Source organism: Streptomyces sp. NPDC003032, assembly GCF_053591415.1.
Map to the genome: position 1 here is coordinate 62,170 of NZ_JBSFTT010000010.1, position 23,209 is coordinate 85,378.

General features: G+C 71.4%; 21 protein-coding genes and 1 riboswitch. Of the genes, 7 read left to right on the top strand and 14 right to left on the bottom strand.

Annotated features, from left to right (window positions below; genetic code table 11):
• Positions 1-414 precede the first annotated feature (414 nt).
• Both ACWDZ7_RS16290 and ACWDZ7_RS16295 read right to left on the bottom strand, forming a co-directional pair.
• Complete coding sequence (locus tag ACWDZ7_RS16290; RefSeq protein ID WP_451797529.1) at positions 415-1,587, bottom strand: acyl-CoA dehydrogenase family protein; 1,173 nt, start codon at positions 1,585-1,587, stop codon at positions 415-417.
• A gap of 240 nt (positions 1,588-1,827) precedes the next feature.
• Positions 1,828-2,451, bottom strand: coding sequence for a TetR/AcrR family transcriptional regulator (locus ACWDZ7_RS16295; RefSeq protein ID WP_451797531.1), 624 nt, complete (start codon positions 2,449-2,451; stop codon positions 1,828-1,830).
• A 138-nt stretch (positions 2,452-2,589) separates the two neighbouring features.
• Here ACWDZ7_RS16295 and ACWDZ7_RS16300 point away from each other — a divergent pair, with 138 nt between their 5' ends.
• From ACWDZ7_RS16300 to ACWDZ7_RS16310, 3 genes are read left to right on the top strand one after another with little or no spacing between them, the layout of a single operon-like run.
• Positions 2,590-3,204 (top strand): DUF6230 family protein, encoded by a 615-nt coding sequence (locus ACWDZ7_RS16300; protein WP_451797532.1) that lies wholly within the window; start codon positions 2,590-2,592, stop codon positions 3,202-3,204.
• The gene (locus ACWDZ7_RS16305; RefSeq protein WP_451797533.1) at positions 3,195-4,190 is read left to right on the top strand and encodes a DUF6114 domain-containing protein; all 996 of its coding nucleotides are present in this window, start codon (positions 3,195-3,197) and stop codon (positions 4,188-4,190) included. Before ACWDZ7_RS16300 ends, ACWDZ7_RS16305 begins: the two co-directional genes overlap by 10 nt.
• A gap of 24 nt (positions 4,191-4,214) precedes the next feature.
• Entirely contained in the window at positions 4,215-5,126 is a 912-nt protein-coding gene (locus tag ACWDZ7_RS16310) for a hypothetical protein (protein ID WP_451797534.1), read from the top strand.
• On the opposite strand, the gene ACWDZ7_RS16315 is transcribed toward ACWDZ7_RS16310, so the two are convergent.
• Entirely contained in the window at positions 5,104-5,250 is a 147-nt protein-coding gene (locus ACWDZ7_RS16315; RefSeq protein WP_451518547.1) for an SCO1431 family membrane protein, read from the bottom strand. The two genes, ACWDZ7_RS16310 and ACWDZ7_RS16315, sit on opposite strands and share 23 nt — an antisense overlap.
• Positions 5,251-5,425: 175 nt before the next feature.
• Here ACWDZ7_RS16315 and ACWDZ7_RS16320 point away from each other — a divergent pair, with 175 nt between their 5' ends.
• Complete coding sequence (locus tag ACWDZ7_RS16320; protein ID WP_451797535.1) at positions 5,426-6,904, top strand: M1 family metallopeptidase; 1,479 nt, start codon at positions 5,426-5,428, stop codon at positions 6,902-6,904.
• A gap of 43 nt (positions 6,905-6,947) precedes the next feature.
• Here the strand turns inward: ACWDZ7_RS16320 and ACWDZ7_RS16325 are convergent, their stop codons facing one another.
• Positions 6,948-8,303 carry a peptidase C39 family protein gene (locus ACWDZ7_RS16325; RefSeq protein WP_451797537.1) on the bottom strand — a complete coding sequence of 452 codons (1,356 nt, stop codon included), beginning with the start codon at positions 8,301-8,303 and terminating at the stop codon, positions 6,948-6,950.
• Between the two features lie 277 nt (positions 8,304-8,580).
• Here ACWDZ7_RS16325 and ACWDZ7_RS16330 point away from each other — a divergent pair, with 277 nt between their 5' ends.
• Entirely contained in the window at positions 8,581-9,246 is a 666-nt protein-coding gene (locus tag ACWDZ7_RS16330) for a uridine kinase family protein (protein WP_451797538.1), read from the top strand.
• A 444-nt stretch (positions 9,247-9,690) separates the two neighbouring features.
• Positions 9,691-11,628: an AAA family ATPase gene (locus ACWDZ7_RS16335; RefSeq protein ID WP_451797540.1), complete on the top strand. Its 1,938-nt coding sequence runs from the start codon at positions 9,691-9,693 to the stop codon at positions 11,626-11,628.
• Between the two features lie 28 nt (positions 11,629-11,656).
• Here the strand turns inward: ACWDZ7_RS16335 and ACWDZ7_RS16340 are convergent, their stop codons facing one another.
• The 10 genes from ACWDZ7_RS16340 to ribD form a co-directional block, all read right to left on the bottom strand.
• On the bottom strand, positions 11,657-12,745 hold the full coding sequence (locus ACWDZ7_RS16340; RefSeq protein WP_451797542.1) for a hemolysin family protein: 1,089 nt from the start codon (positions 12,743-12,745) through the stop codon (positions 11,657-11,659).
• Complete coding sequence (locus ACWDZ7_RS16345; protein WP_451797544.1) at positions 12,742-14,091, bottom strand: hemolysin family protein; 1,350 nt, start codon at positions 14,089-14,091, stop codon at positions 12,742-12,744. The genes ACWDZ7_RS16340 and ACWDZ7_RS16345 overlap by 4 nt, the downstream gene beginning before the upstream one ends.
• A 198-nt stretch (positions 14,092-14,289) precedes the next feature.
• Entirely contained in the window at positions 14,290-14,730 is a 441-nt protein-coding gene (locus ACWDZ7_RS16350) for a PH domain-containing protein (RefSeq protein ID WP_451797545.1), read from the bottom strand.
• A 21-nt stretch (positions 14,731-14,751) separates the two neighbouring features.
• Positions 14,752-15,600 (bottom strand): ATP phosphoribosyltransferase, encoded by an 849-nt coding sequence (gene hisG, locus ACWDZ7_RS16355; protein WP_451518556.1) that lies wholly within the window; start codon positions 15,598-15,600, stop codon positions 14,752-14,754.
• A gap of 56 nt (positions 15,601-15,656) precedes the next feature.
• Positions 15,657-15,929, bottom strand: a complete 273-nt coding sequence (locus tag ACWDZ7_RS16360) for a phosphoribosyl-ATP diphosphatase (RefSeq protein ID WP_451518557.1) — start codon at positions 15,927-15,929, stop codon at positions 15,657-15,659.
• Between the two features lie 35 nt (positions 15,930-15,964).
• Positions 15,965-16,450, bottom strand: coding sequence for a 6,7-dimethyl-8-ribityllumazine synthase (gene ribH, locus ACWDZ7_RS16365; RefSeq protein WP_451518558.1), 486 nt, complete (start codon positions 16,448-16,450; stop codon positions 15,965-15,967).
• Positions 16,451-16,481: 31 nt separating this feature from the next.
• Positions 16,482-17,780 carry a bifunctional 3,4-dihydroxy-2-butanone-4-phosphate synthase/GTP cyclohydrolase II gene (locus ACWDZ7_RS16370; RefSeq protein ID WP_451797547.1) on the bottom strand — a complete coding sequence of 433 codons (1,299 nt, stop codon included), beginning with the start codon at positions 17,778-17,780 and terminating at the stop codon, positions 16,482-16,484.
• Positions 17,777-18,364 (bottom strand): nicotinamide mononucleotide transporter family protein, encoded by a 588-nt coding sequence (locus ACWDZ7_RS16375; protein WP_451797786.1) that lies wholly within the window; start codon positions 18,362-18,364, stop codon positions 17,777-17,779. Before ACWDZ7_RS16375 ends, ACWDZ7_RS16370 begins: the two co-directional genes overlap by 4 nt.
• Before the next feature lie 56 nt (positions 18,365-18,420).
• Complete coding sequence (locus ACWDZ7_RS16380; RefSeq protein ID WP_451797549.1) at positions 18,421-19,041, bottom strand: riboflavin synthase; 621 nt, start codon at positions 19,039-19,041, stop codon at positions 18,421-18,423.
• Between the two features lies 1 nt (position 19,042).
• On the bottom strand, positions 19,043-20,134 hold the full coding sequence (gene ribD / locus ACWDZ7_RS16385) for a bifunctional diaminohydroxyphosphoribosylaminopyrimidine deaminase/5-amino-6-(5-phosphoribosylamino)uracil reductase RibD (protein ID WP_451797787.1): 1,092 nt from the start codon (positions 20,132-20,134) through the stop codon (positions 19,043-19,045).
• A 212-nt stretch (positions 20,135-20,346) separates the two neighbouring features.
• Positions 20,347-20,477, bottom strand: a riboswitch (FMN riboswitch).
• Between the two features lie 269 nt (positions 20,478-20,746).
• Between ribD and ACWDZ7_RS16390 the strand changes: the two genes are divergently transcribed.
• Complete coding sequence (locus ACWDZ7_RS16390; RefSeq protein WP_451797550.1) at positions 20,747-23,107, top strand: chitinase C-terminal domain-containing protein; 2,361 nt, start codon at positions 20,747-20,749, stop codon at positions 23,105-23,107.
• Positions 23,108-23,209: the final 102 nt, after the last annotated feature.

Below are 23,209 nucleotides of genomic sequence, written 5' to 3' on the forward strand. Positions count from 1 at the left end.
ATCGGCGGCGCACCCTGATGACGGTGCCCGCCTCCGCGGAATCGGTTCCCCAGCGGTCTCAGCAGACCGACCCGCGCCAACAGCCGTATCAGCAGCCATATCAGCAGCCGCGCCAGCATCCGTATCAGCAGCCACGCCAGCACCCCATGCACCAGCCCGCGGTGCACCAACCCCCAGTGCCCCAGCCGCCCCAGCACCAGCCAGCTCCACCGCAGGTGTACCAGCAGCCGCGCCGGCCCCAAACGCACCTGCCGCCCCACCCGCAGCCGTCACACCCCCAGCGGCCCCAGCCCCACGACCCCCCGATCTACCGCGCCCTGCTCCGCCACTGGGCCGACCGCGGCCGGACGCTGCCCGGGCGGCACGACCCGGAGTGGGTCCGGCTCGTGTCGCCGACCGTGTCCCGCGGCCAGTTCAGCGCGTTTCGGGACCCGCGAGGTGACGGGCGATGACCATGCGCTGGATCTGATTGGTGCCCTCGACGATCTGCAGCACCTTCGCCTCGCGCATGAAGCGCTCCACGGGGAAGTCGGCGGTGTAGCCATAGCCCCCGAGGACCTGCACGGCGTCCGTCGTCACCTTCATCGCGGCGTCCGTGCACAGCAGCTTGGCCATGGCCGCCTGCTTGGCGAACGGCCTGCCCGCGTCGCGCAGCCTGGCCGCCGACAGATAGAGGGCACGGCCCGCCTCGATCTGCGTCGCCATGTCCGCGAGCATGAAGCGCAGACCCTGGAAGTCCGCGATCGGCCGGCCGAACTGCCGCCGCTCGGTGGCGTACGCGAGCGCCTCGTCCAGCGCCGCCTGGGCCACGCCGATGGCGCAGGCGGCGATGCCGAGGCGCCCCGAGTCGAGCGCGGAGAGCGCGATGGCGAAGCCCTGGCCCTCGTCCCCGAGGCGGCGGGAGTCCGGGACGCGGACACCGTCGAAGTGGACCTGGGCGGTGGGCGAGCCCTTCATGCCCATCTTCTTCTCGGGCGGCGCGGCGCTCAGCCCCTCGGCGTCCCCCGGCACCAGGAAGGCCGTGACGCCTCGGGCGCCTTCACCGCCGGTGCGGGCGAGCACGGTGTAGAAGTCGGCGATTCCGCCGTGGGTGATCCAGGCCTTGGTGCCGTCGATGACCCAGCCGTCGCCGTCTCGCACGGCCTTCGTGCGCAGCGAAGCGGCGTCCGACCCCGACGCGGGCTCGGAGAGGCAGTAGGCGCCGAGGAGGCCGCCGCCGAGCATGGCCGGCAGGTGCTCGGTCTGCTGCTCCTTGGTGCCGTACCCGGCGAGCGCGTGGCAGGACAGGGAGTGGACGCTGACGCCGAGGCCGACGGTCAGGCGCGCGGCGGCCAGCTCCTCAAGGACCTGGAGGTACACCTCGTAGGGCTGATCGCCGCCGCCGAATTCGGAGTCGTACGCGAGTCCGAGCAGGCCGGACTCGGAGAGCAGGGTGAAGATCTCGCGCGGGAAGCGGCCGGCTTCCTCTTCCTCGGCCGCCCGCGGGGCGATCTCGCGCCGGACGAGGTCCCGGACGAGCGAGAGCAGATCCCTGGCCTCATCCGTGGGCAGCTGACGGTCCACCGGCTGCGGGGCGTGGTCGGGCATGACACTCTCCTCCCTGTGGGGCTACGGCGGACGCCCGCGCAGGGTGAGGCGGCGACGCCGGAAACAGTGCCGAGCCAGGGTCTCTTTCCGGGTCACGGAAGCGGCTGACCAGCGGCTGCGGCGCGTTGAGTATGCCCGATCGGCGGCACCCCGTCACTAGTTAACGACCGCTTACTCGAAAGATGTCTCCGGATCGACACGCGCCGCCGAGTTGGTGCGAACCATTGGTCCGGGCCGCTTCTATGGGCGCGACGGCGCCGGGTACGACGGCTCGAAGTCCTCGATGACGCGCAGCGTGTCCCCGAGCGTGCGCACGAGCAGTGCGCGGACCGTGTCGCGCGGCAGGCCCCGGTGGGCGATCCAGTCGAGCGTGATGCCCTCGACGCTGCACAGCCAGCCGAGCAGCGCGGTGCGCGCCAGGCACGGGATGTCCTTGCGGCCGTACGTCCCTTCGGCGATCGTCCCGATCATCGCCTCCCGCACGCCGTCCCGTATCGCGAGCACCTCGGCGTCGAAGCCGACGCCGCCGCTGACGATCGCGCGGTAGGCCGCCTGGTGGTGCTCGGCGTAGCGCAGATAGCCGTCGATGGTGCGCTGGACGCGCTCCACGGGCGGGAGGTCGTCGTGGCGGCCGGCGCGCGCGACGAGGTCGGCGACGGAGTCCTCGATGATCGCGAGGTAGTAGCCGCGCTTGGACGTGAAGTAGTAGTAGATCAGCCCTTTGGCGACGCCCGCCTGCTTCGCGATGTCGTCCATCGACAGCGCGTCGTAGGACGTGTCGGCGAACAGCTTCCGGCCGGTGGCGATGAGTTCGGCGCGCCTCGCCACGGAGCGGTCGGTGCCGCGCTGTTGACTCTTATTCAATTTCGGCCCTAGTCTCCAACTGCCTCGGGATCCGCAGTATGGCAGAACCGCGCCACCCGCCGGCCGGCTCCCGAAGGCGCTTCACGCACTCCCCTTACGCACGCTTGACGACGCGGAACGACGTACGGGAGGAAGACAGTGAGCGCAGCACGCGACGCGTTACACGAGGGCAGAACCTCCTGGAAGAAGACGGCCGTGGTGGCCCTGCCGGCCGTCCTGGCCGTCGGCGTGATGGCCTCCGTGATGGCCGAGGGCGCGCTCGCCGCGTCCTTCGCCGTATCGGGCACCAGCTTCCAGGTCTCGTCGGGCAAGCTGACCAGCGACGGCTTGTCCTCGTACGTCCAGACGGACCGGGACATCGACGGCAAGGGGCACCCGGTGGCGCTCCTCGGGATCGGTGACGCCACCCTCTCCGACATCTGCCAGGCCGCCGAGGTCAAGACGCCCGTCGGCACCGTCGTCTTCAAGCTGACGGCGGGCGGCGACGCGGGCGAGGTCACCGCCAGCAACCTCATCATCGACGGCGAGGACCTGGTCGGCGACGCCCGCTTCGGCACCGCGCAGATCGGCCGGGACGCCTCGACGCTGGACGAGGTGCCCGGGGTCAAGGGCGAGCGGGGCAAGTTCGGGCTCCAGGCCGGGGACATCACGGTCTCCGGGGTGAAGTCGCACGCCTGGTCGGCGACCGGCGGGAACTTCCGGCTCAAGGGCATGCGGGTCGACGTCAGCCTCGGCGGCAAGAAGTGCTTCTGACCGGCGGCGGCAGAGGCGGCGTCAGACCCTTCCGCAAGGACGGCGGCGGCCCGCTCGACCGTCGGCTGCCCTGGCCCGAGCAGCGGCGGACCGTCCGCAGGTGGCGGCGGACGCGGCCCTTCTGGGGCGGGCTGCTGCTGATCCTCGGCGGCGCCGAGCTGCTGCTCGTGCCGCTCTCACCGCTGACGGTCCTGGTGAGCCTCGGGCTCGGCGGGATCGCGGCGCTCGGCATCGGGATCGCGCTGGTGGTGGCCGGGCTGTTCCTGTGGTTCCTGCCGCACACGCACCACTACGTGAGCCTCAACGCCCTGATCCTCTCGGTGCTGTCATTCGCGGCCACGAACCTCGGCGGGTTCCTCGTCGGGATGCTGCTCGGCATCGCGGGCAGCGCCATGGGCTTCGGCTGGACGCCGGTGCCCGAGGACGCCGAGGAGGACCCGGCGCGGCCGAAGGTACGGGACGGGCAGGGCACGCGGACGCTCGCCGTGCTGCTGCCCGTGGTGATCGTCGCGGGGATCGCGAACGGGAGCCCGGCGAAGGCCGTCCCGCGCGCCGCCCCGGCCCCCTCGCAGTCGATCGTGGCGCCGAGGACCCCGCCGACCGTCACCACCACACTCTTCGCGCCGCAGGGCTTCACGCTGGCCGGTGTCACCGAGATCCGGACCGCGGACGGCCCGCTGAAGGTCATGGTGCTGCGGATGAGGGCCGCCTCGCTCACCGACTACGAGCTGAGGACACGCGACGGGAGCGAGGAACTCGCCCTGGGCGCGGACACGTTGGACCTGAGCGGCTCGGTCACGCTCTATCTGACCAAGTTCAAGGGGTGCCTCGAAGGTCTCCTCTGCCTGACCTTCACCCCCGACAAGCTGCCGGTGCCGCCCATCATTCCGCCGTTCGTCTTCATGACGGACGTCAGCGCCGAACAGGCGCTGGTCACCTCGGACTCGATCGTGGCGGGCGGTCTCGCCCTCAGGGCCTCGGCATGAGGGGCGCGGCGTGAGGGGCGCGACATGATCCAGATTCAGGCCGCCCTCTTCTGGGCGTACGCGATCGGCGCGACGTTCGCGCTCTCCGCGGGACGCCAGTTGCAGGTGTGGGAGCGGATCAACGCGGGCGAGGGGCCACGCACGCGCAGCCGGGCCGCCAATCCGTATCTGGCGCTGACCGCGCTGTTCGCCGCCGTCCTGATGGTGCCGACGGGGCTCTTCCTGCTGTGGCAGAACCCCGCGTGGGCGACCATGCACGTCGCGGAGGGCCACGAGGGCGTGTGGGCGGGGTTCGTGCTCTTCTATGCGGGCGGGATCCCGGTCGCCGCGATCCTCGGTTTCCTCGTGGCGCAGGCGCTGGTCCTCGTGGGGGCGGGCTACTGGGCGTACCTGAACTGCGTGGGAGGGTACTTCCTGCTGTTCGGGACGCTCGTCCACGGCTGGGACGGCCGGGGGTACGAGCGTCTCCTCTCACCCGGCGCGAAGGACTTCGCGGACTGGCGAAGGGACAGTGTCGTCAATCACGTACTGGACTTCCTGACGTCCGGGACGTTCCTCGCGCTGCTGCTCTTCGGGGCCGCGGTGATCGGCACCATGCTGATGACCGAGATCGGCTGGCTCATGGAGGGCTGGTCGCTGCCGGGTGCCGACGAGGACCGCAAGGTGCCGAGGATCCTCGGCATCGCGATCGCGGCCGCCGGCGTCTACGGCCTGCCGTTCGTGGGCGCGCTCTTCGCGAGCGTGCTGGTGCGCCTGGTCGGCGGGTGGCTCGGCCTGCCGCTGTTCGCGGTGGTGGCGGGGCTCACACTGCTGCACGGGCGGTCGCCGGTGCGGTGGCTGTACGGCCTGGTGGGCGTCCCGCACCGGCACTGGCGGGCCGACGCGGACGACACAGGGGACTACGGGAGCGGGGTCACAGCAGACCGGCCTGCGTGACGAGCATCGCGAGGACGACGACGAGGGTCCAGCCCGCGAGGTGTTCCAGGATGGTGGGCCCGTCTTCCTTGGGGCCGCCGGTGCGGGCGCCCGCGCGGATGGCGGTGGCAGAGGTCGCGGTCATGTCTTCTCGCTGACGTTCGGCTGGCAGTGGGTCTCCCCCACTCGGCCTCTCCACCATGCCAGCCGGACGCGGCCTTGTGGGAGAGAGCTTGGTCACCCACAACTCGGGCGGAGCGCTGTGCGTCTAAGACGGGACACGACGTACGTCCGTGCAGCATCCGACCGAGAGGTTCCCGATGAGCATCAACCGGACGATCCACCGCCGAGCGCGGTTCGCCCTCGTGGCCGCGATCACCGCGGCGGCCGCCCTCACCGCGCCCGTCTCGCAGGCGGCCCCGGCCGCCACCGGGAAGCCGTCACCGGGCGCGCCCGGCCTCGGCGACCCGATGTTCCCGCTGGACGGGAACGGCGGGTACCGCGTCGACCGCTACTACCTGGACTTCGACTGGCAGGCGCCGAAGACGCCGTTCGAGGCGACGACGACCATCAGGGCCACCTCCACGCAGGCACTCTCCCGCTTCAACCTGGACTTCGCGGGCAACACCCTGCACGCCGTGACGGTGAACGGCTCCAAGGCCGGCGCGTCCCGTGAGGGCGACGAGCTGACCGTGACGCCCAAGTCCCCGCTCCGCGAGGGCGTTTCCTTCACGGTCAAGGTCACCTACACCGCCGACCCGGCCCAGACCCGGCACCGCGACGACGCGATCGAGGACTACGGCTGGATACCCACGCCCGACGGCACGGTGGTCTACCCCCAGCCGAACGGCGCCCGGCTGATCTTCCCGGCCAACGACCACCCGAGTCAGCGCGCGCCGATCACTTTCCGCATCACCACGCCGGGCGACCGCACGGCCGTCGCCAACGGCAGGCTGGTCTCGCGCACCCAGGCCCCCGGCGGCCGGGTGCGCTGGACGTACGACTCGGAGCAGCCGCTCTCCACGCAGCTGGTCCAGCTGGCCGTGGGGAAGTTCGAGCTCGTCGACAGCGAGGGGCCGGGCGGGCTGCCGCTGCGTGACGTCGTCCCGGAGGCCCTGGTCGAGCCGACGGCCGAGTACCGAAAGCTCACCCCCGACCACCTGAAGTGGCTGGAGGAGAGGCTCGGCCCCTACCCCTTCAACCGCTACGGCGTCCTGGTCGGCGACACCGACCTCGGCGTGGCCCTGGAGACGCAGACGCTCTCCCTCGTCCCCAAGGCCGACCTGCTCGGCACGGAGGTGGACGCCGAGCGGAACCTGGTGCACGAGCTGACCCACCAGTGGTTCGGCGACAGCGTGGCCCTCAAGAGCTGGTCGGACCTGTGGGTGAGCGAGGGACACGCCCGCTTCTACGAACGCCTGTACTCGGAGGCGAACGGCGGCGACAGCTTCGAGGCCGCGATGAAGACCGCGTACGCGGCGCACGACCAGTGGCGCAAGGACTTCGGCGCCCCCGCCGAGCCGACCGAGCCCAACCTCTTCAAACGCATGCGCTACGACGGCTCCGCGCTCGTCCTGTACGCGCTGCGCGAGCAGGTCGGCGACGCGGCGTTCCAGAAGATCGAGCGCGCCTGGGTGAGCGGCTTCAAGGGGCGCGCGGCGAGCACCCAGGACTTCGTCGACCTGGCGTCGAAGGTCGCAGGCGAGGATCTGGAGGGCTTCCTGCGCCCCTGGCTGTACGGCGCGAAGACCCCGCCGATGCCGGGGCACCCGGTCTGGGTGGTGGATCCGGTGACGTGACCGGCCCCTGCCGGGGTCAGAAGTCGTTGCCCTCCGGCGCCGCTCAGCGGATCCCCACGGCGGCCAGCGCCTCTCGTTGGCGCGCGGAGAGCTTGACGGGGAAGTACAGGTAGCAGACGCCGCCGGTGCCGGAGACGACCTTGCCGGTGGCGTTGTAGCGCTTGGTGCGCAGCCAGATGTTCTCCCACTCGCGCCGCTCGTAGACGCGGCGCACCGCCGGGTTGCTCGGCGACGCCGGGTCGTTGGCGATCACGTCACCGTCGGCCGTGAAGCCGATGACCGTCATCAGGTGGCCCGCCGTGCCGTACCCGGCGCCCGTCAGCTCCTCCCTGAGGAACGACTGGGACGTTATGGCCGGGATGCCCGCGGCGATCAGCGACTCCAGTTCGGTCAGCGAGGCCAGGCGCGTCACGACGCCCTGGAGGTCCCTGTACGTCGCCGCGTACGCCACGTTGAAGGGCCAGTTGCCGCAGCCGTCGTACTGGTAGTCGAAGGTGTACCGGGCCGCGTGGCAGACCTGCGGGTCGTCGTAGGAGGGGTCGACCCAGGCCAGGTCCTCGGGGTCCGGCTCGCGCCCCCAGTACTCGATGACCATCTGCGAGGAGGTGGGGCTGCACCATGCCTCGCCGCCGTTGTCGTACTCCGGGTACTGGCCGATGTGGATCTCCTGCGAGTAGCGCGGGACCGCCAGCTCCTTGGCGAGGCCCGGCTCCGAGGCGGGGACCGTGAAGCGGTCGGGGACCGCCGAGGCCATCGCGCCGAGCCGCCAGACGGTGGGGGTCGCGGTGGCGCCGGGCTTGCGGTACAGCGTCAGGCGCAGCTGGTACGAGACGACGTGCGGCCCCGCGTCCGCGTCGTCCACGGAGAGCGTGTCCGTCCAGACCGTCGACTTGCCGTCACTCTGGTCGTCGACCGAGGTCCGCCGGATGTCGCTCTCCTTGTCGTCGCCCGAGGCCCAGCGGCCCATCACGTACCAGGGGCTGTCCGTCCCGTCCGTGTACGTGCCCCGCAGCTCGACCTGGAGCCAGGTACCGGCGGGGGTGCGCGCGTTCCAGGAGGCGATGAGTTCCGTCGCGGGGGTGGTGGGGCGGTGCGTGGGCGAGGTCCACCGGGCGTACTCCCAGGTGGTGGACTTGCCGGTGTGCGGGTCGGTGTAGTCGGTGCGGCCCGCGGGCTTCGCGATCCGCAGGCCGGGGCGTGATCCGGTGACGGCGGTGGTGCCCTCGGCGGTGCCGGTGCGCCAGTCCGCGCACGAGGTCCAGAAGCGGTTGTCCACGAGGCGGTCGGCGCGGGGCGTGCGGCGCGAGCCCGTCGGGGCGCCCGCGGCCAGGGCGGGGGCGGCGGTCGCCGCGAGGGCGGCCACCGCGGCGGCCGTGGCGAGCACGGTTCTGCGGGACATGTCGTCAGTTCGGTCGCAGCGGTCGGCTCTGTCGAAGCGGTCAGCTCGGTCCATCGGGGGACCCCCAGTCGACGTGGTTTCCGGCGGGATCCGGAAGGGGCGGATCAGGTGCGGGGAGTGGGCCAGGTGCACGGAAGTGGGCCAACTATGGCCGGTCCCGGCCGACTTCTGCCAGCGCTTCGGGCACCGCCGTGCGCACCAATATTGGCCTCTACCACTGGCATGACCAGCGGCGGCGCGCGGAACACCTGCTTCCGCGGTCGTACGCTTGCCGGTGATGACCCCTGACCCGCGCGCCCCGCAGACCCCGCCGTCCTCGCTCCCCCGTCTCGCGGCCGCCCTGCGCCGCCTGCCGCCCTCCTGCGGCCCGGTCCGGCTGATCGCCGTGGACGGGCACGCGGGCTCGGGGAAGTCGACGTTCGCGCGGCGCCTGGCCGATGCGCTCGGCGACGCTCCGGTGCTGCGGCTCGACGACATCGCGAGCCACGACGAGCTGTTCGGCTGGACGGAGCGGCTGCGGCGGCAGGTCATCGGACCGCTCTCCCGCGGCGAGACGGCGCGCCACGCCACGTACGACTGGAACGAGCGCCGCTTCGGCCCCGCCGAGGAGACCGTGGAGCCCGCGCCCGTGGTGATCGTCGAGGGGGTCGGCGCGGGCCGCCGCGCCCTGCGGGCGCACCTCGCGGCCCTGCTGTGGATGGACGTGGCGCGCGAGGAGGCGTGGCGGCGGGGGCGCCACCGGGACGGGGCGGTCCAGCGGGACTTCTGGGACGGGTGGGAGCCGGCGGAGCTCCGGCACTTCGCCGATGACCCGTCCCGGCCCTTCGCCGACCTTTTGGTACGACAGTGTCCAGAGGGGTACGTGGTGCAGCCGGGACCCAGTGGGGCGCCGGTCGGAACCCAAGCCGTCACACACGGTGACGAGTCAACGGCGATCCGCTGAACCCCCGGAAAGCCGTTTCCACTTGACCTGGCGAGTTTTCATGAGTGCCCCAACTCCGCTTGACCGAGGGGCCTTACAGGACTTACGTTCTGAATGTGCGGTCTTTCGAGGCCGCCCGCAGACGCGAAGCCCCCGGTTGTTCCCCCGTGATCGGGGGCTTCGTTCTGTCTTTCGCGCCCGATTTCCGACCGCCATGAGCCGCCATCCGCTCACCCTCGGTCACCATCAGGGCCACTCCTCATGGGCTCTTCCCGGCCGATCTCCCCGTGCGGCACCCTACGGCCGACCGCTCCCCCGCAGGTACGATGCCTATCGGTGCGCCTTTTCGGACGGCTGCTCTGCGCGCCGAATCAACTCCCGTCCGCAGCACGGCGGTTCAGCGAAGTGGCCGGCGGGCACCGGCCCGGTGGTACGCAAACGGGGGCACGGTTTGTGGGGGACGTGATGGACTTCGACGCGGTGGGCTCACCCGCCCCGGCCGACCTCGCCTGGCTGAGGGGCGTCGACGCCTACACGATGGGCGCCTATCCGCAGGCGGAGGAGGAGTTCCGTACGGCGGTCCGGATGGATCCCGGGATGGCCGACGGCTGGCTCGGGCTGCACGCGCTGCGCATCGACACGACGACGGCGCTGCTGCGGATGTTCCAGCACCGGGACCGGTTCGGGGAGCAGCGGGCACGGCACAGGCGCGCCCTCAACTCCTGGTACTGGCTGGGCTGGTGGGTCCAGCCCGTCCTGGAGAGCACGCGCGATCTGCTGCTCGCGCACGCCTCGCACTGGCTGGACGGCCGCCACGTCCCCGAACTCGACCGGGCCCTCGCGGGTCTGCCGCCCGTCGACGCGGACCCGCAGGTGCGCTTCCTGCACGCCTGCCGCTCCTACCTGGTCAAGGACTGGGAGCAGCTGGTGCGGCACACGGACCCGCTGCTCGACGACCCGATGCTGGGTATCGAGGCCGGCCTGTTCGGCGGCATGGCCCGGGTGCGCCTGGAGATGTACGGACAGGCCGAGCCGCTCCTGTCCGCCGCCCTGATGCGGTGCCGCAGCGAGCAGCCCCAGCGCAAGGAGCTGCGCTACTGGCTGGCCCGCGCGCACGAGGGCACCGGACGCTCCGCCGCGGCCCTGCCCCTGTACCGGGCGGTGCACCGGGTCGACTCCTCCTTCATGGACACCTCCGCGCGGCTCGCGGCGATCGCCGAGGGCGACGGCTACGACGAGGCGGCCGACCTGGCCGCCGCGATCAGCCTGGCCGGCGGGGGCCAGGACACGGTGGAGGGGCCCGACGGGATCGACGTACTGTTCGGCGCCGAGGGCCGCGACGTGAAGGTCACCGACCCCGAACCGCCGACGGGCGGCGGCCCGGCCGGGCCCGACGGGCCGCCCGGACAGAACGGGCCGCCCGGACAGAACGGCTCCACGGGGCCCTCCGAGGCCGACACCGTCCGCGAGAAGGCGGTCATCCCGATCAAGCCGGGCCCCTCGCAGCTGCCGCCGGGCCCCACCGACCCCGCGCTCCTGGAGGCGGCGCTCTCCGAACTGGAGGGCATGGTGGGCCTGGAGCCGGTGAAGCGCCAGGTCAAGGCGCTCTCCGCGCAGTTGCACATGGCGCGCCTGCGGGCCGCGCAGGGCCTTCCCGTGCAGCCGCCGAAACGACACTTCGTCTTCTCCGGCCCCTCGGGCACCGGCAAGACCACCGTGGCCCGCATCCTCGGCCGGGTCTTCTACGCGCTCGGGCTGCTCGGCGGCGACCACCTGGTGGAGGCGCAACGCGCCGACCTGGTCGGCGAGTACCTCGGCCAGACCGCCGTGAAGGCCAACGAACTGATCGACTCGGCGATCGGCGGCGTCCTCTTCGTCGACGAGGCGTACTCCCTCTCCAACTCCGGCTACGGCAAGGGCGACGCGTACGGCGACGAGGCCCTCCAGGTCCTCCTCAAGCGCGCCGAGGACAACCGCGACCACCTCGTCGTGATCCTCGCGGGCTACCCCGAGGGCATGGACCGGCTGCTCGCCGCGAACCCCGGACTGTCCTCGCGCTTCACGACGCGCGTCGACTTCCCCTCGTACCGCCCTCTGGAACTGACCGCCATCGGCGAGGTGCTGGCCGCCGACAACGGCGACGTATGGGACGAGGAGGCGCTCGAAGAGCTGCGCTCCATCAGCGGGCACGTCGTGGACCAGGCCTGGATCGACGAGCTGGGCAACGGCCGCTTCCTGCGCACGCTCTACGAGAAGAGCTGCGCCTACCGCGATCTGCGGCTCTCCGGCTACCCGGGCGAGCCGGGCCGCGACGACCTGTCGACGCTGCGGCTCCCGGACCTGATGCAGGCGTACGGAGAGGTGCTCTCGGGGCGGGGGCCGCAGGACACGCCGGGGATCTGAGCCCCGGGCGCGGCCCGCGTCCCACCGGTCATCCCACGAGGGCGCCGTCCAGGGTTTCGCGGGCGCCCTCGGGCTCCTGGGCCCTGCGGGGCACCGCCACCCGGTGCGCCGGGTCGCGGACCTCGCCGACCAGGAGTTCCAGTACGTCCTCCAGGGCGACCAGGCCGAGCACCTTGCCCGAGGCGTCGGCGACCTGCGCCAGGTGCGTCGCGGCGTGGCGCATCACGGTCAGGGCGTCGTCGAGCGGGAGCTCCGCCCGCAGCGTCGTCATCGGGCGCCAGACCTGCTGCGGCACGGCCCGGTCGGTCTCCTCCAGATCCAGTACGTCCTTGACGTGGAGGTAGCCCATGAAGGCGCCGTTCTCCGCCCGGATCGGGAAGCGGGAGTAGCCGGTGCGACCGGTCAGTTCGATGACCTGGCCGGGGGTGACCGCGGCGTCCACCGTCACCAGTGACGCGCGGTCGAGCAGCACGTCCGTCACCGGGCGCGAGCCCAGCTCCAGGGCGTCCTCCAGGCGCTCCTGCTCCTCGGGGCCGAGCAGACCCGCCTGGCCGGAGTCCTCCACGAGGCGGTTGAGCTGCTCGCTGGTGAAGACCGCCTCGACCTCGTCCTTGGGTTCCACCCGGAAGAGCTTGAGGACGACGCGCGCGCACGCACCGAGCGCCACCGTCACCGGCCGGCACAGGCGGGCGAAGGCGACCAGGCCCGGACTGAACCAGAGCGCGGTCTTCTCGGGGGCCGCCATCGCGAGGTTCTTCGGGAGCATCTCGCCGATGACGAGGTGCAGGAAGACGACGACGGCGAGCGCGATCACATAGCCGAGGGGGTGGATCATGCCCTCGGGCAGGTGGACCGCGTGGAAGAGCGGCTCCAGGAGACGCGCGACGGTCGGCTCGGCGACGGCTCCGAGCGTCAGCGAGCAGACGGTGATGCCGAACTGGGCGGCCGCCATCATCTGCGGCAGGTGTTCGAGGCCGTAGAGGACCTGGCGGGCCCGCTTGGAGTCCAGGGGCTCGATCTGACTGCGGCGCACGGAGACGAGCGCGAACTCGGCGCCGACGAAGAAGCCGTTGGCGAGCACCAGCAGGAGGGCGAAGAGGAGTTGCAGCAGACTCATCGGAGTGCCTCCGCGGCTACGGGGGCCGGGGCCTCCGCCGTTCTGACGATTTTGACGATCCTGACGCGCTCGGCGCGATAGTGCCCGACCTGCCGGACCGCGAGCCGCCAGCCCGGCAGTTCCGCCCGGTCGCCGGGGGCCGGGATCCGGCCGAGCAGATCGGCGACGAGGCCCGCGACGGTTTCGTAGGGACCCTCGGGTACGTCGAGTCCGATGCGCCGGAGGGTGTCCACGCGGCAGCTGCCGTCGGCGTCCCACGCGGGCCTGCCGTCCTCGGGCGGCGCCGCGCACAGCTCGGGCACGTCGAGCAGGTCGTGCTCGTCGCGCACCTCGCCGACGAGCTCCTCGACGATGTCCTCCAGGGTGACCACCCCCGCCGTGCCGCCGTACTCGTCGACGACGACGGCGATCGGCTGCTCGCTGCGCAGCCGCCCCAGGAGGGGCTGCACGGGCAGCGTCTCGGGGACGAGCAGCGGGGACTGCGCGATGCGGCTCACCGGGGTGCGCAGCCGGTCGTGCGCGGGCACCGCGAGGGCGTCCTTGAGGTGCACCATGCCGACGATCTCGTCGATCCGCTCGCGGTAGACCGGGAAGCGGGAGAGGCCGGTGGCGCGCGTCAGGTTCACCACGTCCTCGGCGGTCGCCGACGACTGCAGCGCGCTGACCTTCACGCGCGGCGTCATCACGTGCTGCGCGGTCAGCTCGCCGAGGGAGAGCGTGCGTACGAACAGGTCGGCCGTGTCCTGTTCCAGGGCGCCGGCGAGCGCCGAGTGCCGGGCCAGGGAGACCAGTTCGCCGGGGGTGCGGGCCGAGGCCAGCTCCTCGGTGGGCTCGACGCCGAGGGCGCGCACCAGACGGTTGGCCACCGCGTTCAGGAGGGCGATCACGGGCCTCAGCAGCCGCGAGAAGGCGTGCTGCGGGCCCGCGACGAACCGCGCGACCTGCAGCGGCCTGGAGACCGCCCAGTTCTTGGGCACCAGCTCACCGATGACCATCTGCACGGCGGACGCGAGCAGCATGCCGACGACCACGGAGACACCGCCGACGGCGCCTTCGGGGACGCCGATCGCCGTGAACGGGCCCGCGAGCAGGTGCGCTAGGGCCGGTTCGGCGAGCATGCCGACGACGAGCGAGGTGATGGTGATGCCGAGCTGGGTGCCGGAGAGCTGGAAGGACAGCTCCTTGAGGGCACTGACGACCGTACGGGCGCGGCGGTCGCCGTCGGCCGCGGCCTTCTCCGCGTCGGGCCGCTCCACGGTGACGAGGCCGAACTCGGCCGCCACGAAGAAGCCGTTGGCGAGAATCAGCAGGAATGCCGCCCCGAGGAGCAGGAGGGGGACTGTCATGCCGCCGCCTCCCAGGTCGTACGGGTCCCGGTATGTCGGGAGGGGGCGGCGCAGGTACTACAGGACGATCCGTCCATCGCCGGAGGGAGTCACTCCTCGGATAGCAGGAGCCCCTGTGGGCCGGGCGGGCCCGTCAGGGGCGGGGCGGCACACCTTGCGTACCCCGCCCCCAGATTAATCAAGACCCGACGCGGAACGTCAGTCCCCCAGCGCCGAACGGGCGTCCACGAGTGCACCCAGGGCCCGGGAGTCGGCGATGGCCTGCTGCCTGGCGATGCCGGGCTGGATGCCAAGGGCGGGCAGGCTGGTGCCGTCGCTGAGGTTCAGGAACACCCAGGGGTCGCCGGGGCGGAGGGTGACCTGGACGATCTCGGCCCAGGCCAGACGGCGGCCGGTCACGATGTTGACGACGGTCACGCCGGACTCGTCGGCGACGACCTTGGGCCTGCTGAGCAGCGCGAGCACACCGAAGAGCAGCGCGCCGGTGAAGACGAAGCTGGTCCGCTCCCCCGGGCTGAGCTTGGGCAGCACCAGGGCGATCACCGTGAGGACGACGAACAGCACGGCCCCCGCGGTGAGCAGGACGGCCCGGGTCCGCTGCGGCCGGAAGGTGACGGGAAGCTCGGGAAGGTCAGACATGAGGTGCGTGCTCCGGCCTGTTCAGAGACGGCAGGCGTGGATGGCGGTGGTCAGGATGGCCCGCGCCCCGAGGGCGTACAGGTCGTCCATGACGCGCTGCGACTCCTTGGCGGGAACCATGGAGCGCACGGCCACCCAGCCTTCGTTGTGCAGCGGGGAGATGGTCGGCGATTCGAGGCCCGGGGTGAGGGCTACGGCCTGCTCCAGGTGCTCGGCGCGGCAGTCGTAGTCCATCATCACGTACGACCGGGCGACCAGGACGCCCTGGAGGCGGCGCAGGAACTGCTGCACCTTCGTGTCGTCGCCGTCGGCGCCGGCGCGCCGGATGACGACCGCCTCGGACTTCATGATCGGCTCGCCGAAGACCTCGAGGCCCGCGTTGCGCAGGGAGGTGCCGGTCTCCACGACGTCCGCGATGACCTGGGCGACGCCCAGCTCGATGGCGGTCTCTACCGCGCCGTCGAGGTGGACGACGGAGGCGTCGACGCCGTGGTCCGCGAGGTGCTTGGCGACGATGCCCTCGTAGGAGGTGGCGACCGTCTTGCCCGCGAGGTCCTCGATGGTGCTGGCCGTGCCCGGCTTCGCGGCGAAGCGGAAGGTGGAGCGGGCGAAGCCGAGCGGCAGGATCACCTCGGCGTTGGCACCGGAGTCGACCAGCAGGTCCTGGCCGGTGATGCCGATGTCGAGCTTGCCGCCCGAGACGTAGATCGCGATGTCCTTGGGGCGCAGGTAGAAGAACTCGACCTCGTTCTCGGGGTCGACGAGGACGAGTTCCTTGGACTCCTTGCGCTGCTGGTATCCGGCCTCATGGAGCATCGCCGACGCAGGTCCGGACAGTGAACCCTTGTTGGGCACGGCGATGCGCAGCATGAGGTCGGATTCCTTTGCTTGGTAGGTGGGTCGAGCCGGCTCGGGTGGCGTACGGCTCAGAGGTGGGCGTACACGTCGTCGAGGGAGATGCCGCGGGCGACCATCATCACCTGGACGTGGTAGAGCAGCTGCGAGATCTCCTCGGCGGCGGCTTCCTTGCCCTCGTGCTCGGCGGCCATCCAGACTTCGGCGGCCTCCTCGACGACCTTCTTGCCGATGGCATGGACGCCCTTGTCCACCAGCTCGGCGGTGCGGGAGGTCGCGGGGTCGCCGGTGGCGGCCTTGTGCTGGAGCTCGGCGAAGAGCTCCTCGAAAGTCTTCTTGGACATGATGTCGTTCACTCTACGCGCCCGCGCCGCGCCGCTCAGCGCCAGGGCTCGGAGACGGTGCGGAGCGTGGTCGCGGTCGCCACGGCCGCGGTGACCGCTTCGTGCCCCTTGTCCTCGCTGGACCCCTCGATGCCCGCGCGGTCGAGGGCCTGCTCCTCGGTGTCACAGGTCAGCACGCCGAAGCCGACCGGGACGCCGGTGTCCACGGAGACCTGGGTGAGGCCCTGCGTCACGCCCTGGCACACGTACTCGAAGTGCGGGGTGCCGCCGCGGATGACGACGCCGAGCGCCACGATCGCGTCGTAGCCGCGCTCGGCGAGGACCTTCGCGACGACCGGCAGCTCGAAGCTGCCCGGCACGCGCAGGACCGTCGGCTCGCTGATGCCCAGCTCGCCCAGGGCGCGCAGGGCGCCGTCGACGAGGCCGTCCATGACCTTCTCGTGCCACTGCGCGGCGATCACCGCGACCCGCAGGTCGCCGCAGTTCTTCACGCTCAGCTCGGGTGCGCCCTTGCCACTCACGCGCTTCTCCTCTGGTCCGGTTGCTGGTTGCTTACTGGTTGCCGCAGGCGGAGACGCCGGGGGCGTCGAGCCAGGGCAGGTCGTGGCCCATCCGGTCCCGCTTGGTGCGCAGGTAGCGGAGGTTGTGCTCGCCGGCCTGGACGGGCATGGGCTCGCGTCCGGTGACCTTCAGGCCGTGCCGCAGTACGGCGTCGACCTTGTCGGGGTTGTTGGTCATCAGGCGTACGCCCCGCACGCCGAGGTCGTCCAGGATGCGCGCGCCCGCGCCGTAGTCCCGGGCGTCGGCGGGCAGGCCGAGCTCCAGGTTGGCGTCGAGGGTGTCGCTGCCGCGCTCCTGGAGTTCGTACGCGCGCAGCTTGGAGAGCAGGCCGATGCCGCGCCCCTCGTGGCCGCGGAGGTAGACGACGATGCCGCGTCCCTCCTCGGTGATGCGCCGCATGGACTCCTGGAGCTGCGGGCCGCAGTCGCAGCGCAGGGAGTGGAAGACGTCGCCGGTCAGGCACTCGGAGTGGAGCCGGGCGAGGACGTCCTCGCCCTCGCCGATGTCGCCGTGGACGAGGGCGACGTGCTCGACGCCGTCGACGGTCGAGCGGTAGCCGTACGCCGTGAAGTCGCCGAAGGCGGTGGGCAGCCGGACCTCGGCCTCGCGGCGGACGGTGGGCTCCGAGGAGCGGCGGTAGGCGATCAGGTCCTCGATGGAGATGATCGTCAGGCCGTGCTTGCGGGCGAAGGGGATCAGCTCGGGCAGGCGCAGCATCCTGCCGTCCTCGCCCGCGATCTCCACGATGGCCCCGGCGGGGCGCAGGCCCGCGAGGCGGGCGAGGTCGACGGCGGCCTCGGTGTGGCCGTTGCGGGCGAGCACGCCGCCGGACCTGGCGCGCAGCGGGAAGATGTGGCCGGGCCGCACGAAGTCGTCGGCCGTGGCCTCGCCGCCGGCGAGGAGCTGGAGGGTGGTGGCGCGGTCGGCGGCGGAGATGCCGGTGCTCACGCCGTGCGCGGCACAGGCGTCGACGGAGACGGTGAAGGCCGTGCTCATCGACTCGGTGTTGTGCTCGACCATCTGCGGCAGGCGCAGCCGGTCGAGCTCCTCGGCCTCCATGGGCGCGCAGATGAGGCCGCGGCACTCGCTCATCATGAAGGCGACGATCTCGGGGGTCGCCTTCTCGGCGGCGACGACGAGGTCGCCCTCGTTCTCGCGGTCCTCGTCGTCGACGACCACGACGGGGCGGCCCGCCGCGATGTCGCGGATCGCCTGCTCGACGGGGTCCAGGGAGAGGTCCGAGACGTCCTCGTCGTGGGCGGTGCTGTACCAAACCGGTGCCGCACTCATGCGGGGGCTCCTTCCATGACGGGCTGAGAGGCCGCCGCGCGGGAGCGCAGCCACCAGTCGCGCATGCCCCACAGGACGAGGGCGAGGTAGACGACGTAGACGAGGCCGGAGAAGGCCAGGCCGCTGCTGAAGGCGAGCGGCACACCCACCACGTCGACGAGCAGCCAGGCGAACCAGAACTCGACGAGGCCGCGGGCCTGGGCGACCATCGCGGCGAGCGTGCCGACGAAGATGTAGGCGTCCGGCCAGGGGTTCCAGGAGAGCGAGGGGACGGCGGTGAACAGGGCGCCGACGGCGAGCGTGCCGACGGCGGTGCCGCCGAGCAGGATGCCCCGCTCCTTCCAGGTCGCGAAGCGGATGGCGATGGAGCCGTCCTGCGCCTGCTGCCTGCCGCGCGTCCACTGCCGCCAGCCCCACAGCGCGACCGCGATGACCAGGAGCTGCTTGCCGACGCCGCCGGACAGCTCCGCGGAGGCGTAGGCGGCGACGAGGATGACACCGGACAGGAACTGGGCGGGCCAGGTCCATATCGAGCGCCGCCAGCCGAGCGCGAGGGCGATGAGGCCGACGGTGTTGCCGATCATGTCGGACCAGATGATGCGCTGGTCGAAGGCCGTGAAGGCTTCGGCGTTGAGCCAGTTCACTTGGTGGCCTCCTGAGCGGGCACCTGCACGCGGTCGCCGAGGAGGCGCTCCACGTACTTGGCGATGATGTCGACCTCGAGGTTGACCGGGTCGCCGGGCTGCTTGATGCCGAGCGTGGTCAGCGCGAGGGTGGTGGGGATCAGGCTGATGGTGAAGTGGTCCGGGCCCGCGTCGACGACGGTCAGGCTGACGCCGTCGACCGTGATGGAGCCCTTCTCCACGACGTAGCGGGAGAGGTCGGCGGGGAGGGAGACCTTGACGACCTCCCAGTTCTCGGAGGGCTCGCGCGCGACGATCGTGCCGGTTCCGTCGACGTGTCCCTGCACGATGTGTCCGCCGAGGCGCGCGCCGACCGAGGTGGGGCGCTCCAGGTTCACCCGGGAGCCGACCGTGAGCGCGCCGAGGCCGGAGCGCTTCAGGGTCTCCGCCATCACATCGGCGGTGAACTCGTCGCCCTCGTGCTCCACGACCGTCAGACACACGCCGTTGACGGCGATGGAGTCGCCGTGCTTGGCGCCCTGGGTGACCACGGGGCCGCGCAGGCGGAACCGGGACGCGTCGGGAAGGTTCTCGACGGCGGTGATCTCGCCCAGCTCTTCGACGATTCCGGTGAACACGTCAGTGCTCCTTCGCTACGAGGGTCGCGGTTACGGGGGTCACGGTTACGGGGCTCGCGGTGATGCGCAGGTCGGGTCCGATGCGGGCGGTCTCGCTCACGTCGAGCCGCAACGCTTCGGTGATGGTGGTGATTCCGCCGCCGGTCAGGGCGGCGGGGCCCGCGCCCAGCAGGGCGGGGGCGAGGTAGGCGATGACGCGGTCGACGGCGCCGGCGGCGACGAAGGCCCCGGCGAGCGTCGGGCCGCCTTCGAGGAGGACGGACCGCACGCCACGCGCGTGCAGCACGGCGAGCAGGGTTGGAATGTCCAACCCACCTTCTTCCGCGCGCGGCAGCCGGACGGTCTCCGCGCCTTCGTACGCGGGCGTGACGTCGTCGGCGACGGCGATCAGCGTCGGCGCCTCGCCGTCCAGGACGCGGGCGCCGGGCGTGACGGCGGTGCCGTTGGTGTCGACGACGACCCGCAGCGGCTGGACGGCGCCCTCGATGCCGCGCACGGCGAGGTGCGGGTCGTCGGAGCGCTGGGTTCCGGAGCCGACGACGACGGCGTCGCACTCGGCGCGCAGCCGGTGCACGTCGGCGCGGGAGTCGGCGGAGGTGATCCAGCGGCTGGTGCCGTCGGCGGCGGCGATCCGGCCGTCGAGCGTGGCGGCGTACTTCCAGGTGACGTGGGGGCGGCCGAGCCGTACGGAGGTCAGCCAGGCGGCGTTCCCCTCGGCGGCCTCCGCCTCCAGCAGGGCGGACTCGACGGAGATCCCGGCCTTACGGAGGGTCTGCGCGCCCCCGGTGGCGGTGGGGTCGGGGTCGCCGACCGCGTAGACGACGCGGGCGATCCCGGCGTCGATGAGGGCCTGCGCGCACGGGCCGGTGCGGCCGGTGTGGTTGCAGGGTTCGAGGGTGACGAGAGCGGTGCCTCCGCGTGCCTGGTCGCCCGCCGCGCGCAGGGCGTCGACCTCGGCGTGCGGGCCGCCGGCGCGCCGGTGCCAGCCCTCGCCGACGATCTCGCCGGACGCGTCGAGGACGACGCAGCCGACTACGGGGTTGGGGCTCGTGGAGCCGAGGCCGCGGGCGGCCAGCGTGATGGCGCGCCGCATGGCGGCTGCTTCGGCTACGGCGGTGGCCACCGGGTCCTCCTGCCTCTTCGGGCACGGACTCCGGGGCTGTCGATGACGACGACATGTACGGGCGACGGCATCGGGAGACACGTCGACGCCGAAAGAGACCTGTCCCCAGGAGATCCCGGAAACCGCCCCTGGCCGAGGCCAGGAACAAGCCAAGACGGCGGCGTGCACAGGATGCCCGCCCGCCGCGCACTGCCTCCCATCCGGACTTTCACCGTCGGTCCAGGAATTTCACCTGGTCAACCGGCCGCTGGAGGCGGCCGGGTCGCGGACTGTAACCGCCGGTTCGGAATTACACCGACCCCGGAGTGCGCTGCTTGTGGTACGAGGCCAGTGTGCCACGCCTGATCGACGGCCAGGCGAGTGATCGGCTGTGGGCTGGCTCACAGCAGCGACGTTCCCTCTTCCGTTCAACAACTTGGTCCAGACCTATTGACCGACTGGTCTAGTCCTCTTAACGTCTGCGTCACCTCCGAGGAGCCGGAGCCGACGGTGTGCGCACACCGGGGCCCCAGAACGATCCACCTCTGTACCGGCTGTGTTGTTCCGCCCCGTCCGTCTTCCACTCCGCCCCTGGAGGCCCCCTTGCCGTCCCGCAACCGCGCGAGATCCACCTTGCTCGCGACCGGTGCCGCCGTCGCCGTCGCCGGAATGCTGCTCGGCGTGGCCGGCGGCGCGTCGCACGCCGCCGACAAGGCCACCGACAACGCCGCCGACAACGCGTCCTGCCGCCCCGACGGCCTCTACCGCACGCCCGGCGTCGACGTTCCCTACTGTTCCGTCTACGACGGCGAAGGCCGCGAGAAGATGGGCGCCGACCACCAGCGGCGCGTCATCGGCTACTTCACCGGCTGGCGCACCGGCAAGAACGGCGAGCCGGCCTACCTCGCCCCGGACATCCCGTGGGGGAAGGTCACCCACGTCAACTACGCCTTCGCGCACATCGACAAGAGCAACAAGCTCTCCGTCGGCTCCGACGGCGAGAAGAACGCCGCCACCGGGATGACATGGCCCGGCGTCGCGGGCGCCGAGATGGACCCCGCGCTGCCCTACAAGGGCCACTTCAACCTGCTCAACAAGTTCAAGAAGAAGCACCCGAACGTCAAGACGCTCATCTCCGTGGGCGGCTGGGCCGAGACGGGCGGCTACTTCGGCGACGACGGCGAGCGCGTGAAGTCCGGCGGCTTCTACTCGATGGCGACCAACGCCGACGGCTCCGTGAACCAGGCGGGCATCGACACCTTCGCCGACTCCGCGGTCACCTTCATAAAGAAGTACGGCTTCAACGGCGTCGACATCGACTACGAGTACCCGACCTCGATGAAGGACGCGGGCCACCCGGCCGACTTCCCGGTCTCCAACGCCCGGCGCGGCGGTCTGGTCAAGGGCTACGCCGCGCTGATGAAGTCCCTGCGCGAGAAGCTCGACAAGGCGGGCGCGGCCGACGGCAAGCACTACATGCTGACCGTCGCGGCCCCTTCATCCGGCTATCTGCTGCGCGGCATGGAGACCTTCCAGGTCCAGAAGTACCTGGACTACGTCAACATCATGTCGTACGACCTGCACGGCGCCTGGAACGAGTACGTCGGCCCCAACGCCTCCCTCTTCGACGACGGCAAGGACGCCGAGCTGGCCGCGGCAGGCGTCTACGGAAGCCAGCAGTACGGCGGCATCGGCTATCTGAACACCGACTGGGCCTACCACTACTTCCGCGGTTCCATGCCCGCCGGGCGCATCAACATCGGCCTGCCTTACTACACGCGCGGCCACAAGAACGTGCAGGGCGGCACGGACGGACTGTGGGGGAAGGCCGCGGCGACCAGCTGCCCGGCCGGCGCGGGCCTGACCAAGTGCGGTGACGGCGCGGTCGGCATCGACAACCTGTGGCACGACAAGGACGACAACGGCAAGGAGTCCCCGGCGGGCTCCAACCCGATGTGGCACGCCAAGAACCTGGAGAAGGGGATCGTCGGCGACTACGTCACCAAGTACGGCTTCCCCGCGGACACCAAGCTGACCGGCACCTACGCCCGCAAGTACAGCTCCTCGCTGGTCGCGCCGTGGCTGTGGAACGCGGACAAGAAGGTCTTCCTGTCCACGGAGGACGAGGAGTCGGTGGCCAAGAAGGCCGACTACGTGGTCGACCGGGGCATCGGCGGCACGATGATCTGGGAGATGGCGGGCGACTACGCCTGGAACGCCGCCAAGGGCCAGTACGAGATGGGCTCCACGCTCACCTCGCTGATGCACGACAAGTTCAAGGCGGCCAAGCCCTACGGCGCGAAGGTCTCCAACAAGGAACTGCCCACCAAGGCCGTCGACATCGGCGTGGAGTTCGGCGACTTCAAGCTCGGTGACTCCAACTACCCGATCACGCCCAAGGTGAAGATCACGAACAACACGAAGACGGCGCTGCCTGGCGGCACCGAGTTCCAGTTCGACTACTCCACCTCGGCCCCGGGCAACGCCTCCGACCAGTCCGGTTTCGGTACGAAGGTGATCAGCAGCGACCACACCGGCAGCAACGTCGGCGGTCTGAAGGGCGACTTCCACCGGGTCTCGCTGAAGCTGCCGGCCTGGCAGTCGCTGGCACCGGGCGCCTCCGTGGACCTCTCCTTCAACTACTACCTGCCCGTGTCGACCCCGTCGAACTGGACGGTGGACATCAGCGGCACGACGTACGCGCTCGCCGGTGATCTGGCGCGCGGCACCACGGTCGTCGAGCCGGGCTCGGGCGGCCCCGGGCCGACGGACCCGCCTGGACCGACGGACCCGCCCACGCCCGGCAAGTGCACCGCTCCCGCGTGGAGCACGTCGTCCGAGTACGGCTCCGGTACGACCGTCTCCCACAAGTCCCGCACCTGGAAGGCCAAGTGGTGGACGAAGGGCGACGAGCCGGGCGCCGGCGGCGAGTGGGGCGTCTGGCAGGACCTCGGCGCCTGCTGACCGCCTGAACGCTCACGTCCACGCGGGTCTCGCACCCTGTGGACGTGAGCGGCGCGCATCACGCGGCGGGAGACCGCCGCTCGGCATCGGGCCCGCCGCCCC